Source organism: Chlorobaculum tepidum TLS (assembly GCF_000006985.1).
GTDB lineage: Bacteria > Bacteroidota > Chlorobiia > Chlorobiales > Chlorobiaceae > Chlorobaculum > Chlorobaculum tepidum.
The window spans coordinates 839,516-853,482 of the sequence record NC_002932.3 but is presented as its reverse complement, the minus strand read 5'-3'; the positions used below and the strand labels follow the sequence as shown (position 1 = coordinate 853,482).

Here is a 13,967-nt window from a genome sequence, read left to right as displayed (position 1 = left end):
TAAGACAAGCCGAAGATTTAAAAAAGCAAGATGAAAACCAAAGCGAAATACGCGCTCAATCCGGCTGAAAAATGCCCTCATCCCCTGAATCAAACGCTATCACGGCTGCGTTTCCCGCACCACCTGTCCGCGCGAGGTGAACGAGATGCCCTGCTGCATTCCCGTGCCGATCATCACGCTTTCGACGATGGGCGGTGCGGCTTTTTTGGACGACCTCTACGAAACGAGGAAACTCGCCCCGACGCCGCCGGTTTTGTCGGATTCGTCGATCACATAGACGAGCGTCGAAACGGGGCGGATGACGAGCGGTGTTTTCATCATGGCGCGCACAAAGCGCCCCGAAGCGTCGAAATAGTCAACTCGCGTGACGGTGATCGGCGTTTCGGGATCGGAATTCCGGATCGCCAGCGATGTGGTCAGGTCAAAGGTTTTCAGGCGGTTGCCGACAAAAATATGCGAATACGACGGCACAGAGACCGTCTGCCCCGTCGAGAACGACAACGGCTCGGCAACCGCTGCCCTCAACTGCACGACGAGCAGCGCAAAGGCGGCAAGAATGGATTTGAAAACCGGGAATCTGTGGACAAGTTTCATGGCGGATCGTGGCTAACGTGTCAAATTCGCACATTCAGCAAAAGCTGCGAGTTCAAGGTAGCATTTCCGGCTGAGAGTGCGCAAATCAGCATTCAAGCACAACCAAAATGAAAAAATCCCGCCACCGGAACCGCCCTGCCCGATGGTGGGATTCATCTCTTCTGCACCGCTGCATCAGCGGCTTATCTAAAATTGCTCAGTCCTTGAGCGACTGGATCAGTTTTTCGAAGGTGTCGTCGCTGTGGCGGACGATTTCGCCGGTAACCAGGTAGATCACCTCGCGGGCGATCCGGGTGGCGTGGTCGGCCATGCGTTCGATGTAGCGCGACACACTCAGGACGGCGAGCAACTGCTCGGTGTCGGTGTTACACGCCTTCATGGCATCAGCAACCTTTTTGAAAATCATGCGGTGCATGGCATCGACATCCTCATCCATCGCACACACGTTGTCGGCGAGCAAACGGTCTCTGGTCACGAAAGCTTCGATCGCTTTTCTGACCATGGTGGCCGACAGGTTACCCATCTTTTCAAACTGGTAGCGCTCCATAACCTCATGGCCAAGCGCTGGCATACGCTCGATGATGTGCACGGCAAGGTCACCGATACGCTCGAGGTCGTCGTTGATCTTGATGATCGTCACCATCGTGCGCAAGTCGCGGGCAACCGGCTGCTGAAGGGCAAGAAACGCCAGGCACCGCTCTTCAAGCTTCACCTCGGTCTGGTCGATCTCGTCGTCAACGATCCTGATCTTCCTTGCGCTCTGCACATCCTTGTGAGTAACGGCATAGAGCGCTTCGTTGAAATTCTGCAACACCTTGTCAGAAAGCTGGACAAGGGCTTCCGATAACTCCTTGATATACTCGTGAACAGGTCTTTCCGACATGGGGTAAACGTTTACGTTAGCTGAATCTTCCGGTTATATAATCTTCGGTCATACTGTCTTTGGGCCTGGTGAACAACTGCGTTGTGGGCGCATGTTCGACGAGTACGCCTTCATAAAAGAACATGGTGTAATCCGATACCCTCGACGCCTGCTGCATGTTGTGTGTCACGATCATGATGGTGTAACTGCCGCGAAGTTCTTGGATAAGGTCTTCGATCTTGGCGGTTGCCTTCGGGTCGAGCGCCGAGGTCGGCTCATCAAGCAGCAGAATTTCCGGCTCCACGGCAAGCGCCCTGGCGACGCACAAGCGCTGCTGCTGTCCGCCGCTGAGGCCGAGTGCGTTCTTATCGAGCCGATCGCTCACCTCATCCCAGAGCGCTGCCTTGCGAAGGCTTTTCTCTACGATTTCCGAGAGCTTTTTCTTGTCCTTGATGCCGTGCAGTTTCGGGCCGTATGCAATATTGTCGAAAATCGATTTCGGAAACGGGTTAGGCTTCTGAAACACCATGCCGATTTTCTTGCGCAGAAGCACCTCGTCGGTGAACTTGCCATAAATATCCTCGCCATCAAACATCAGCGCACCAGTGGTGTGGCAGTTCGGAATCAGGTCGTTCATCCGGTTGATCGCGCGAAGGAAGGTGCTTTTACCGCAGCCGCTCGGTCCGATAATGGCCGTCACATATTTGGAGAGAATTTCGGCATTGACTTTTTTTACAGCCTCGAACTCACCGTAATAGATGGAAAAATCCCTTGCAACAACATGTGGCTTGCCCCCGCCCGCTATGGCTTTTCTCTCCGGCGGAATATAAATGTCGCATGTTGAACGCTCGGCCGGAATCTTCGCGGAAGTTTGCTTTTCTTCTGCTGTCATCTGCATTGTTCCTTAACCTTTAAGTTTTTTTGAGATTCTGGCCCGCCACATGATGGCCGACAGATTCAGAAAAAGCACGATGGAGATCAGCGCAAGCACCATTCCATACTGTACATATCTGATCTGGCTCGCCATTTCATGCTCGCTTACAAGATTGTAGATATTCCAGGAAAGGGCCGGCGTTGGCGTGTTCAGCACGTCGCCAAGTCCGACCGCCGCCCCGACGCTCACCGCAGCCGTAAAGATGATGGGCGCGGTCTCGCCCGCCGCCCTACCGAGGCTGATGACGCCGCCGGTCAGAATACCGGGCAGCGCTGCCGGAAGAATAACGGTCATGATCGTGTTCCATTTGGTCGATCCGAGGCTCAGCGACGCCTCCTTATAGGTCTTCGGCACGGCAAGAATTGCCTCTTCAGCAGCGCGGATAATGGTCGGCAGAATCATGATGGCCAGCGTCAGCGAACCGGCCAGCACACTTTTTGAGTGTGAAACATGGAGCGTATTGATGAAAAAGGCCAGACCGAACAGACCGAACACGATGCTCGGCACACCGGCCAGCGTATTGTTGGCGCTGCGCAGCATACTGGTGAACCAGCCCTCATTGGCGTACTCCGTGAAGTAAACCGCGGCGACGATGCCAAGCGGAAAGGCAAAAAGCATCGCGCCTACGGCAAGAAAAAAGGTGCCCTTGATTTCGGGCCAGATACCGCCGAAAATATGCGAGTCGATGGAGCTGTCGGTAATAAAACCCCAGTAAAAGGTAAACTTCGGCAGCAGCATGTTGCGAAGGTTCTCCTTGACATAGCCGAACAGCGGATAAAGAGCCGTTCCGTTGAAATCGGGTGCCCTGTCGGCAAAGTACTGTTTGGCCATTTCGTTGGGATTAGAGCTGTCCCACTTGGTGACGTAGAGCAGATCGTGAAGCTTATCCTCGGCCTTGTCCCATCGGGTCTGTCCGTACTTGAACCTGGTAAGCACCGGCTCGTCATCGCCGGGCAGCGGCCCGAGAAGCGCCCGCAACGAGGTCTTGACATCCTCGAACTCGGTGCTCAAGTCGGCGCTTTTTTCCGGCGGCATGGCGTCGAGCTCTTTCTGGAAGTCAGCTACCATTTTGTAAACCTTCTGCCTGTACTTGTCGGTCGAGGCGATCTCGCGGTCGAGTTCGGCCTTGTCGCCCCGGTGGAAGTGGTTATAGAGCAGCTTCCGGTGCTCGATCGTCCCCTTGAAGAAAATCGCGCCCGAGCCATTCCAGATAATCGGGACAATGACCACCAGTAGCGCCATGGCCATGACGATGATGGAACCTATACCTACCGCCGTGAATGAACGGTCCAGTATTTTTCGTGTTCCGAGGTTCATGAGTCGCTATTTGATTGACAAAATAAATAACAGTTATCGATACCGGCAACGTCGGCTCGTGAGGCTCACTGCCCCGCGAGCACCCTGCGCTGTCGCGCGACGATTCGTTCGCTGATGAGGTTGCTGACGAAGCTGACAACCAGCAGCAGCAAACCCATCGCAAAAAGCACGTGGTAGCGGGCCGAACCGGTGACCTGGTCGGCCTCGCCCATGTCACCGGCGATCGTGGCCGTAAGCGTGCGGATCGGCGCGAGATAGTTGTACCAGGGGGACGGCATGTTCGAGGAGTTGCCCGAAGCCATCCAGACCACCATCGTCTCGCCCAGGGCGCGCATCACGCCGAGAATGACGGCGGCCAGAATGCCACTGCTGGCTGCGGGCAGCACGGTTTTGACGATGGTCTCGGCCCGGGTCGCGCCAAGCGCGTAGCTCCCCTCGCGGAGATCGCGGCCAACAGCCTGGAGCGAATCTTCGGAGACGCTGACAATGGTCGGAAGGGCCATGAAGCTCAGAATGATCGACACGTTCAGGGCGTTGGTGCCGGTGAGGATCTCCATACGGTCAAGCGTACCCGCCACGACGTACAGCAGCAGCATCGACGCGCCGCCCATGACGACGTAGAGCACTTTGGAGACCAGATGCCGCTGTTTGTCGTTATCGATTTTCGCGCTCAGAAGATCGGCGGCCACGATGACGGCGAGAAGCAAAAACGGAGAAGCGAGAAGTAGCCAGGCCCACATCAGTATCGGCCCGCCATTTGCCTGAAGCAGCGGGGCGAGAATGACGAGAGCAAAGAAACCGTAGGCAACCGAAGGGATGGCCGAAAGCATTTCGATAACCGGCTTGGCGTACTGACGAACCGAAAACGGGAGAATGTCACTCAGGCAGATCGCCGCCGCCACGCCCATCGGCACGGCCAGAAGGGTCGAACCGAGTGTGACCATAACGCTGCCATAAATGATGGCCAGCGCGCCAAACTGCGGCGGATCGTTTGCCGGATACCAGCTGGTGCTGGTAAAGAATTCGCTGAAACCACGGAGCTTGAAATAGGGAATAGCGTCGGAGGCGACGAAATAAAAGATGAAGAGCACGACAATCGCCACGAATGAGGCCAGGACAAGCAGTACCCCCTCCCCGCCAACTTTCGCCACTTTCTGCATTTTGCGCTTGCTGGCGCTGACGACAAAGTCGCCGCTGCGATGCGCGCTTCCCCTCACTACCTCTGCACTCATAACGGCACGGTTAATTTTGGAAACACGCTTCACCGATACAACATGTTTTCGGTCATGCGTGGCAGCCCGCTCACGGTGTCTGATCGAGCATTCTTGACGAGTCAAAGGTATCTTCTGCCGCACAAGAAAAAAAGCCGGTATTGTTACATATTTGCAACAATACCGGCCGGGCATAGATTATTTGTTTACAAAGCCAAGCTCACTGATGATTTTCCGGCCATCGGGAGTGGACGGCAGGGCCAGGAACCTAGCAACCATGCCAGTCGCGGCTCCCTTGGAGTACATGAACAGCGGGCGGGCCAGAGGATAGGCGCGGCTCTTCACGGCGGCCACGTTCGGCAAGACGCCATCGATCTTCAGCGGCTTGACGGAACGATCCACATACCCGAGGCCAACGAACCCAATCGCATTCGGAGTTGAGGCAACCCGGCTCTTGACCGCGCCGTTGCTGGCCGCCGTCTCGGCGGTGCGCACAACTCTCATCCCCTTGCCAAGTGCCATCTCCTCGAATGAAGACTGCGTACCACTGTTGGACTCGCGCTGAATGACCACGATGCGGGCGTTCGGGCCGCCAACCTGCTTCCAGTTGGTAACACGGCCAAGATAGATCGACGCCAGCTGCGCCTTTGTCAGTGCTCGCGTCGGGTTGGCCGGATGCACGACAACCGCGATGCCATCGAGCGCGATGATGTGCTGCACAGGATTGACGCCCTTGCGCCGGGCCGCCTCGATTTCCATTGGCTTCATCGGGCGCGACATATCGGCAATATCGCATTCGCCATTGATAAGGCTCTTGGCGCCATTACCGCTTCCCGATTCGCTGACCGAAACGGTAACGCCATATTTCTTGATAAAAAGAAAGAACCTCGCCGCAAGCAGCGGGGTATTTCCCCTCAGGGAATAAAAAAGGAGGGTGAACCGCCCTCGGTGTCGGATCACCCTCCTGTACTGTTGCGAACCGTCACTACCTGACGGGAAAAACAGGCAACTTACTTGTTAACGAAACCAAGCTCGCTAATCATGCGCTTGCCATCCGGAGTCTTCGGCAGATTGATGAACTTGGCGACGTCACCCTTCGGCTGTCCGTTGGTGTACATGAAGAGCGGGCGATGCAGCACGTAGGAACCATTCCTGACGGTAGCGATGCTCGGCTTGACGCCGTTGACGATCAGCGGCTTGACGCTCTTGTCAACAAAACCGAGGCCTACGAAGCCGATCGCATTCGGAGTCGAGGCAACCCGGCTCTTGACCGCGCCGTTGCTGGCCGCCGTCTCGGCGGCGGGAGCGATCTTGTCGTCCTTCATGACGAGCTTCTCGAAGCACTCCTGGGTGCCGCTGTTGGACTCGCGCTGAACGAATACGATCTGAGCGTTCGGGCCGCCAACCTGCTTCCAGTTGGTGATCTTGCCGAGGTAGATGTCGTGAATCTGAGCGGTGGTCAGTTTCGCAACCGGGTTGGAGGGATGCACGATCATGGAGAGACCGTCGAGAGCGACGACGTGCTCGACAGGGTTGACGCCATTAGCCTTGGCGGCTGCGATTTCTTTCGGCTCCATCGGGCGAGACATATCGGCGATGTCGCAGGTTTTGTTGATAAGGCTCTTGGCGCCGTTGCCGGAACCGGACTCGCTGACGGTAACATCGATACCGGTCTTCTTGTGGAAGTAGGCGGCAAAAGCCTTGGCGATCGGGCCGACGGTGGTCGAACCATCGATGACGATTTTACCGGCAGCCGAAGCATCACCGGCAGCCATGAGGCCCATAACGGCGGCACCAAAAATGATTTTCTTAAACAGGTTCATAATGAATTCTTCCTTTTTTGATTTTTTTGATTGAATGGTTTTGAAACAACACTTGGCCGAGACCCTCTTGAATACGGACTCAATCTACGGCGGACTTTATTGAGAAATCATTGCGGAAATGCAAAGATAGTGCAAACAACCGCGCAGATCCACAGCCTCGCGAAGCTCTTCCGGCGCGTTGGCCGAAACGGGCGTCAAGCGGAAATCGGCTCAACCATGCCGAGAGTGGAGGGCCGTAAAAAAGCCGCCTCGACAAGTCGGGGCGGCTTTGCAGCAATCCGGATGAGCACCACACACTCACCCAACGGAGAAAGAACATCACACAAAAAGAACAGCAGTTCAGCATCAGAAGTTCACGGCAACATCAGCCTGAACCAGGTTCTTGTGATCGCTTGTAGAACCGGTGAGGCTGCTATCGACCGGATTGACGTGGAAGTAGGTCGCGCCAAGCGTCATGTTCTGAACGAGCTGATAGGTGGCGCCGATCTTGAGTCCTTTGATGTCGGTAGAGTATTTGCTGCTCATCGGACGGTCGCCATCGGTCAGCGGAGTAACGGCGTACTTTTCGATGTAGAAGTAGCCGCCATCGAGCGTCCAGCCGCCAGGTTTTTTGTCGCTGCCAAGCTTCAGGCCAGCGAGCACAGCATTGTTGTCACTGTTGAGGGCCGTGTTGTGTGCGTACTGCGCGTACAGCGTGGCAGGCAGCGAACCGCCAAGCTTGCCGCCAAGGGTGCCAAAAACTTCGAGGATTCTGAAGTCCTTGCCGTCATTAGCAGGACCATTTGGAGAATTCCACCAAGCCACATTCTTCATGTGGACATAATCGAAGTAGCTGGCGCCGAGGTTGAAATCAGCACCCGAAACAGTACCCATGTAGGCGCCCTGAACGGCAAAAATACATGGATCAGAAGCAGTGGCATAATTCTCAAGGGTATAGTAACCGGCGATGAGGCTCGGGCCGCTCTTCTGCTTGCCCGACACGTCCTTGCCATACTGCAACGTCGCACCTTCAATCGTAACGTCGCTGTCCCAGACCAGATCCTTCACCACGTTGAAGGTCTTGGCAATGTCGCGCTTGCCGAGCAGCACATTCACTTTGCCCTCGAGAGCCTTCGGATGGTAGTTGATGTATGCCTCGTCGAGCCAGATAGCCTTGTCGGCGAAATCTTTGCCGAGGGTCTGGTTGGTGGAGGTTGGGTTCTTGCCGTCACCGGTTGCAAGGCGCAGGCCGGCAGAGAGTTCATCGTTGATGGTCGGGCTGACGCCAAAGCGTGCGCGAAGGCGATAGCGATCGTCAGCCGGCTTATCTGGAGAAGATGCGAGTTCCGTCTTGCTTGAATCGTAACGGAAGCGGATATCGCCATTCCAGTTCCAGTCAACGGCCTGAGCGTTGTTGAAACCCATGGCGGTTGCAAGTCCTAAAAGAAAAAGAGTTTTTTTCATGATTGATCTCTTTTGTGTGTTGTGCTGTTTTGTGTTGTGTCGAGACTGCATGAACATGGAAGACCGCACGGTCGTCCTTTTTCGGGCATAAACTTACGATTATAATTGTTAAGAAATTGTTACAAAACAGGAAAGAGGATGCTAAATTAAATTGCTGAATAACTATTTAACTACATAAGAATCAACAACTAACCACGATCACTTTTTTTTTGTAAAGTGCCGTCAGAAACCCCTATTTTAACAGAGGTTACGAGAAACCCGCCAATGTGGCCACCTCCGTTCGGAATGGCAAAGCCACCGATTCGAGCGCGATGTAGCCAATGCCTGGCTTCGCCTTGAGCAGGCGAAATGGATCGGCGTTGCGCGTACCTTCGGGGAAAATGCCGATGCTCGCGCCCGCATCAAGCCGCCGGATGCACTCGTCGCGGCTCGACGACGAGGCCGCTTTCACACGGCGGCGTTCGAGAAAAGGCACGGTCGAGCGCTTGTGCCACACGTAAACCGGTTCGATCCGCTGCATCAGCCAGCCGACAACAGGCAGCTGACCAAACATCCAGTCGATCACGAAACTGACGCGCCAGCTGCCAAGCAGCCAGATGAGCAGTGCCGGCACGAACAGCGATTCGAAAGCATTGTTGTGGTTGAATGCATAGATGCAGGGCGACGAACCGGTTTTCCGAAGCTCTTCGGCCTCCTCGACCTCGACAAGCAACAGGTTTGGTACCATAAGCAACCTGAGCAGCACAGCATCCCGTGTACTCAAGTGCGGCAAAGGCCTGCGCAGAAGTTCGAGGAATCGGTTCATGGAAAATTCTTATAGGACCTCTATGCCGTATGGAATTTGAATGAGACAGACTCATCTGCCGACGTTCAAAATTAACTGTGGATTGTTGGGCGTTTGTGGAGGGGTGGCAACGATTTGGCAACTTCTGCGGGCCGCATGATGAGGCGACTCGAATGGCCGCTCTTCCGGTTTTTACTCTTGATTGGTGAGCCTTATATTGTGCGCGGTCAGCTACTGCTGCCGATTTCCGATGAACCGCATAACCGCTGAACAACGATGAGCGAACAGAACTGGACCGATACCGGGCGCTTCGATAACAAAGCTGCCGAGTGGGATGCCAACGCCATTCGCGCGGCGCTTGCCGATGCGGTCGCCCGCGCGATCATCGCGCATATGCCGGTGGGCAAGCCCGCGAATGCACTCGAATTCGGCTGCGGAACGGGCCTCGTAACGACCCGCATCGCGCCGCACTGCCTTCAGCTGACCGCCGTGGACAGCTCGCGCGAAATGCTCCGGATGCTTGGCGAAAAGATCGCCGCAAGCGCCATCGCCAACGTCACACCGCTGCACCTCGACTTCAGCCGACCCGAAGAGGCCGCCGGGCTTGACCGCGACTACGACTTCGTTTACAGCAGCATGACCCTGCACCACATTCCCGACACCGCGAGCTTCCTCCGGGAGCTGATCGGCCACATGTCGCCTGGCGGTGCGCTTGCCATCGCCGATCTCGACGCCGAAGACGGCCTTTTCCACAACGACGCCACCGAAAAGGTGCACCACGGCTTCGACCGCACGGAGCTGCAAGCGCTCCTCGAATCGGCGGGATTTGCGGGGGTCTCCTTCATGACTGCGCACATCATCGAAAAGAAAAACCGCGAGGGCAACCTGAAAAACTATCCGGTGTTCCTCGTCACCGCAGTCAAACCAAAGGCTTAACACATGATGAATCATTCAGTTACCCAGAAATTCTCCGCCGTGGTGTTCGACATGGACGGCACGCTCCTCGACACGCTCGCGGACATCTCCTACAGCCTCAACTCGGTGCTCGAAGAGGAGGGCTACCCAACCCATCCGGTCGAAGCGTGCCGGGCGATGGTCGGCTTCGGAATGCGTGAGCTGGTGCGCAAAGCGCTGCCGGAAAGCGCCCACGACGAAGCCATCACCGAGCCGCTGCTCAAAAAGCTGCAGGCGCGATACGCCGAGCACTGGAACGACAGCTCCCGCCCCTACGACGGCGTCGTCGAACTGCTCGACGCCATCGACCGGCTGGGGCTGAAAAAGGCGATTCTCTCCAACAAACCCGACCGTTTCACCCGCCAGTGCGCCGAAGAGCTGCTCGCGCCATGGAAATTCGACGTCATCATGGGTTTCCGCGAAGGCATCGCGCCGAAGCCCGATCCGACCGGCGCGCTGCTTGTTGCTAAAGAACTTGGCGTCGAGCCAGCCTCGATCCTCTACGTTGGCGACAGCGGCGTGGACATGAAAACCGCCAACGCCGCCGGAATGTACCCCCTCGGCGTTACCTGGGGCTACCGTCCCGGCGATGAATTGCTCGCCACCGGCGCAGCGAAGCTCGTTTCACACCCCACCGAAATCATCCCGCTGCTCACCGCCTGAGCATCTGACCGCTTAACCGTCGGAAAAAAAGAGAGTTGACACGTTTGTAACCTTTCCGGCGGGAACTATTCGCTAATTTCGCCAGTACACAGTAAAACAAGTACGCCGGAAACAACCCGGATACCTCAGAATGACGGACATCCAGCTCCAGTTCGCACGATATGAACCCGGCCAATTCCGAAAACCTTCAGGCGGCGTTGCTGCCAGAGCATCAGCAACTCAATGGCAACGGTCACTGTGACAAGCCCGATTTGAGCGATCCGTCGCTCTACATCAATCGTGAGCTGAGCTGGCTGCACTTCAACCGCCGTGTACTCGACGAAGCGATTCGCCAGGATCAGCACCCGCTGATCGAACGGGTCAAATTCATTGCCATCTTCAGCTCCAACCTCGACGAATTTTTCATGATCCGCGTGGCCGGTATCGAAAAGCAGGTCGAGGCCGGTATCCGCAAAAAGACCATCGACGGCCTCACCCCATCCGAGCAGCTCGAACGAATCAGAGCGGAGGTAATCGAGCAGCTCAAGCTGCGCAATACCTGTCTGTACGGCGACATCCTGCCGGCGCTCGCCGCGGAAGGCATCACCTTCGTCCATTTCGCCGATCTGCCAGAAAAAGAGCAGGCGGTGCTGAACGCCTGGTTCCGCAAGGAGATCTACCCGGTACTCACGCCGCTGGCGTTCGATACCGGCCACCCTTTCCCCTTCATGTCGAACCTGTCGCTGAACCTGGCCATCGAACTCGACGAGGTCGAGCACGGCAACCTGAAGTTCGCCCGCGTCAAGGTGCCGAGCGTGCTGCCGCGCCTATTGAAACTCAACGACATCGAGGGTCTGGGCAACGATCCCTCCTGTATGAGGTTTCTCTGGATCGAGGAGTTGATCCAGCAGAACCTCGGCCTGCTGTTCCCAACGATGAAGATCGTGCAGTCGCACCAGTTCCGCATTATCCGTAACGCCGACATCGAGATCGAGGAGGACGAGGCGGGCGACCTGCTACAAACCATCGAAAAAGGTGTCAGGTCAAGGCGATACGGCAACGTCGTGCGGCTTGACATCAGTCCCGAAATGCCCGATTTTGTGCGACAGTTGCTGATAAACAACCTCGAAATCGAGGAAAAAAACGTTTACGAAATCGACGGTGCGCTCGGCATGAGCTGCCTGATGGAGCTGCTCGACATCGACCGGCCATCACTGAAGGACGAGCCGTTCATCCCGTTCAACATGTTCGAGGAGCAGCGAAACGGTGACATTTTCAGTGCCATCAGTTCGGGTGACCTGCTCTTTTACCATCCTTACGACTCGTTCAAACCGGTGGTCGATTTCATCGACCGGGCGGCCAGCGACCCCGATGTACTCTCCATCAAGCAGACCCTCTACCGGGTCGGCAGCAACTCCCCCATCGTCAAGGCACTGATGAAGGCCGCCGAATCGGGCAAGCAGGTGGCGGTGCTGGTGGAACTGAAGGCGAGATTCGACGAAGAAAACAACATCGGGTGGGCGCGTGCGCTCGAAGATGTCGGCGCGCACGTCATCTACGGCTTGCCCGGCCTGAAAACCCACGCCAAACTCACACTCGTGGTGCGCCGTGAACCGCAGGGACTCAAGCGCTATCTGCACCTCGGCACAGGGAACTACAACCCGTCAACCGGAAAGCTCTACACCGACTACAGCTTTTTTACTGATGATGAACTGCTCGCCGGAGAGGTCTCGGAGCTGTTCAACGCGCTGACCGGCTACTTCCGGTACACCGGCTACCGCTTTCTGCTTGTCTCGCCGATCAATACGAGAAAGCGGATCATCGAGATGATCGAGCGCGAAATCGCCCTGGCAAGAAAAAGCAGCGGCGGCAGAATCATAATGAAGATGAACTCGCTGGTCGATCCGGCCACCATCCAGGCACTCTACCGGGCATCACGTGCGGGAGTGCAGATAGACCTTGTGGTCAGAGGAATCTGCTGCCTCAAGCCGGGTATTCCGGGCGTCAGCGAGAATATTCGCGTCATCAGCATCATCGGACGCTACCTCGAACACAGCCGCGCCTACTACTTCGCCAATGGAGGCTCGCCCGAGCTGTACCTCGGCAGCGCCGACATCATGCCGCGCAACCTCGACGACCGCGTCGAAACGCTCTTCCCGGTTTTCGACCCCTCACTGGTGGAGCGGGTCAGAAACGATCTCGAGCTCCAGCTTAGCGACAACCTCAAGGCCTGGAAAATCGGGCCGGACGGCAATTGGACCCTTGTGCGCAACGACGCACCGAAAGTCAACAGTCAGGAGCGCTTCATGAAACGCCGCACGCAGAAGAAAAAAACAACCGGCATCAAGGGACGCCTGGGTCTGAACTGATCCGGTCACGGTTCAAGGACGGCCTGAAAAGGCCCCGGAACGGCAACAGATTGGTGACGATTCCGTTAACACTTTGCAAATGAACGATATATCCGGCATCGATCAGCTAAGTTGTCTATCGTACATACTGAAAAATCTGTTCAATCCGATGCCCTCCCGAAAGGGCCGTGACCGGCATCGAATCATCAACGTTTCGCAATGATGCGCACATTCAGAGATATTATGGGCACGCTCGATGGTACGGGCGATATCGATTGCTCGAACAGGGGACTGACCTCGCTTGAAGGGTGTCCTGAAATCGTCGAAGGCTCATTCAACTGCTCCGGAAACCGGTTGACGACCCTCGAAGGCGCGCCCCGGATCACCGGCAGCTTCGACTGCTCCGGCAACGAAATCGTCTCGCTCGAAGGAGGACCGGAAAAAGTCAACGGCGATTTCAACTGTTCGTCCAACCAGCTCTCGTGCCTGAAGGGCGGGCCATCGAAGGTGAAAGGAGATTTCCTCTGCTCCGGAAACCGCCTGATTTCGCTCCTGGGTGCGCCAAAAAAAGTAAAGGGGTACTTCGACTGCTCCGACAACCAGCTTGTTTCGCTCTATGGCGGCCCAATCGAAACCGGCGCATTCAACTGCTCCGGCAACCGCTTGCGCTCGCTCCTGGGCGCGCCTGACGAAGTCCATGCCGGTTTCGACTGCTCCTCGAACCTGCTCGTTTCGCTTGACGGTGCTCCGGAGTTCGTCAACGGCGACTTCTCCTGTGCAAACAACCTGCTGGAAAATCTCGCGCACGGGCCGGTTGAGGTCTCGGGCAACTTCAACTGCTCCGGCAACCGACTCATGAACCTCAAGCGCTTTCCAAAACGGGTCGAGGGTGAGCTTGACTGTTCCGGCAATCCGATACTCGCCTGTGATGTCACAGGGCCGGAATCGGACCGGAACTGCATCAGGGTCGTCCATGGCGGAACAGTACGCTGCTGCTGCCGGAAGACTGATAGCAGTCAACTCGAAGCATTGTCTTCATAACCGCTCAAAACCGA

Annotated in this window: 12 protein-coding genes and 1 pseudogene; 4 read left to right on the top strand and 9 right to left on the bottom strand. The window is 56.2% G+C overall.

Features of this window, described 5'->3' with window-relative positions; all coding sequences use genetic code 11:
- Positions 1 to 99: 99 nt before the first annotated feature.
- The 9 genes and pseudogenes from AYT24_RS04155 to AYT24_RS04115 all read right to left on the bottom strand — a co-directional run bounded on the left by AYT24_RS04155 (position 100) and on the right by AYT24_RS04115 (position 8,947).
- Positions 100 to 594, bottom strand: a pseudogene (locus tag AYT24_RS04155) (DUF3124 domain-containing protein).
- A 196-nt stretch (positions 595 to 790) separates the two neighbouring features.
- A complete protein-coding gene (gene phoU / locus AYT24_RS04150) occupies positions 791 to 1,477 on the bottom strand; it encodes a phosphate signaling complex protein PhoU (RefSeq protein ID WP_010932580.1) in 687 nt (228 codons plus the stop codon).
- Positions 1,478 to 1,493: 16 nt separating this feature from the next.
- Entirely contained in the window at positions 1,494 to 2,354 is an 861-nt protein-coding gene (pstB, locus tag AYT24_RS04145; protein ID WP_010932579.1) for a phosphate ABC transporter ATP-binding protein PstB, read from the bottom strand.
- Positions 2,355 to 2,360: 6 nt separating this feature from the next.
- Positions 2,361 to 3,707: a phosphate ABC transporter permease PstA gene (gene pstA, locus AYT24_RS04140; protein ID WP_010932578.1), complete on the bottom strand. Its 1,347-nt coding sequence runs from the start codon at positions 3,705 to 3,707 to the stop codon at positions 2,361 to 2,363.
- Between the two features lie 65 nt (positions 3,708 to 3,772).
- Complete coding sequence (locus AYT24_RS04135; protein WP_164926951.1) at positions 3,773 to 4,939, bottom strand: PstC family ABC transporter permease; 1,167 nt, start codon at positions 4,937 to 4,939, stop codon at positions 3,773 to 3,775.
- 177 nt (positions 4,940 to 5,116) lie between these two features.
- Positions 5,117 to 5,878, bottom strand: a complete 762-nt coding sequence (locus tag AYT24_RS04130) for a PstS family phosphate ABC transporter substrate-binding protein (protein WP_010932576.1) — start codon at positions 5,876 to 5,878, stop codon at positions 5,117 to 5,119.
- A gap of 50 nt (positions 5,879 to 5,928) precedes the next feature.
- The gene (locus tag AYT24_RS04125) at positions 5,929 to 6,741 is read right to left on the bottom strand and encodes a phosphate ABC transporter substrate-binding protein PstS (protein ID WP_010932575.1); all 813 of its coding nucleotides are present in this window, start codon (positions 6,739 to 6,741) and stop codon (positions 5,929 to 5,931) included.
- A gap of 345 nt (positions 6,742 to 7,086) precedes the next feature.
- Positions 7,087 to 8,184: a putative porin gene (locus AYT24_RS04120; protein WP_164926950.1), complete on the bottom strand. Its 1,098-nt coding sequence runs from the start codon at positions 8,182 to 8,184 to the stop codon at positions 7,087 to 7,089.
- 247 nt (positions 8,185 to 8,431) lie between these two features.
- Positions 8,432 to 8,947 (bottom strand): lysophospholipid acyltransferase family protein, encoded by a 516-nt coding sequence (locus AYT24_RS04115; protein WP_226986866.1) that lies wholly within the window; start codon positions 8,945 to 8,947, stop codon positions 8,432 to 8,434.
- Between the two features lie 297 nt (positions 8,948 to 9,244).
- Here AYT24_RS04115 and AYT24_RS04110 point away from each other — a divergent pair, with 297 nt between their 5' ends.
- The 4 genes from AYT24_RS04110 to AYT24_RS04095 all read left to right on the top strand — a co-directional run bounded on the left by AYT24_RS04110 (position 9,245) and on the right by AYT24_RS04095 (position 13,953).
- The gene (locus AYT24_RS04110; protein ID WP_010932570.1) at positions 9,245 to 9,904 is read left to right on the top strand and encodes a class I SAM-dependent methyltransferase; all 660 of its coding nucleotides are present in this window, start codon (positions 9,245 to 9,247) and stop codon (positions 9,902 to 9,904) included.
- Positions 9,905 to 9,907: 3 nt separating this feature from the next.
- On the top strand, positions 9,908 to 10,585 hold the full coding sequence (locus tag AYT24_RS04105) for an HAD family hydrolase (protein ID WP_010932569.1): 678 nt from the start codon (positions 9,908 to 9,910) through the stop codon (positions 10,583 to 10,585).
- 161 nt (positions 10,586 to 10,746) lie between these two features.
- Positions 10,747 to 12,933: a polyphosphate kinase 1 gene (gene ppk1 / locus AYT24_RS04100; RefSeq protein ID WP_226986865.1), complete on the top strand. Its 2,187-nt coding sequence runs from the start codon at positions 10,747 to 10,749 to the stop codon at positions 12,931 to 12,933.
- Positions 12,934 to 13,131: 198 nt separating this feature from the next.
- Complete coding sequence (locus AYT24_RS04095; protein ID WP_164926949.1) at positions 13,132 to 13,953, top strand: hypothetical protein; 822 nt, start codon at positions 13,132 to 13,134, stop codon at positions 13,951 to 13,953.
- The last annotated feature ends 14 nt before the right edge of the window (positions 13,954 to 13,967 follow it).

Excerpts from the sequence above, each read along its gene's own strand:
- phoU (WP_010932580.1), bottom strand. The coding sequence starts at position 1,477 with ATGTCGGAAAGACCTGTTCACGAGTATATCAAGGAGTTATCGGAAGCC.
- pstB (WP_010932579.1), bottom strand. The coding sequence starts at position 2,354 with ATGCAGATGACAGCAGAAGAAAAGCAAACTTCCGCGAAGATTCCGGCC.
- pstA (WP_010932578.1), bottom strand. The coding sequence starts at position 3,707 with ATGAACCTCGGAACACGAAAAATACTGGACCGTTCATTCACGGCGGTA.
- AYT24_RS04135 (WP_164926951.1), bottom strand. The coding sequence starts at position 4,939 with ATGAGTGCAGAGGTAGTGAGGGGAAGCGCGCATCGCAGCGGCGACTTT.
- AYT24_RS04125 (WP_010932575.1), bottom strand. The coding sequence starts at position 6,741 with ATGAACCTGTTTAAGAAAATCATTTTTGGTGCCGCCGTTATGGGCCTC.
- AYT24_RS04120 (WP_164926950.1), bottom strand. The coding sequence starts at position 8,184 with ATGAAAAAAACTCTTTTTCTTTTAGGACTTGCAACCGCCATGGGTTTC.
- AYT24_RS04110 (WP_010932570.1), top strand. The coding sequence starts at position 9,245 with ATGAGCGAACAGAACTGGACCGATACCGGGCGCTTCGATAACAAAGCT.
- AYT24_RS04105 (WP_010932569.1), top strand. The coding sequence starts at position 9,908 with ATGATGAATCATTCAGTTACCCAGAAATTCTCCGCCGTGGTGTTCGAC.
- ppk1 (WP_226986865.1), top strand. The coding sequence starts at position 10,747 with ATGAACCCGGCCAATTCCGAAAACCTTCAGGCGGCGTTGCTGCCAGAG.
- AYT24_RS04095 (WP_164926949.1), top strand. The coding sequence starts at position 13,132 with ATGATGCGCACATTCAGAGATATTATGGGCACGCTCGATGGTACGGGC.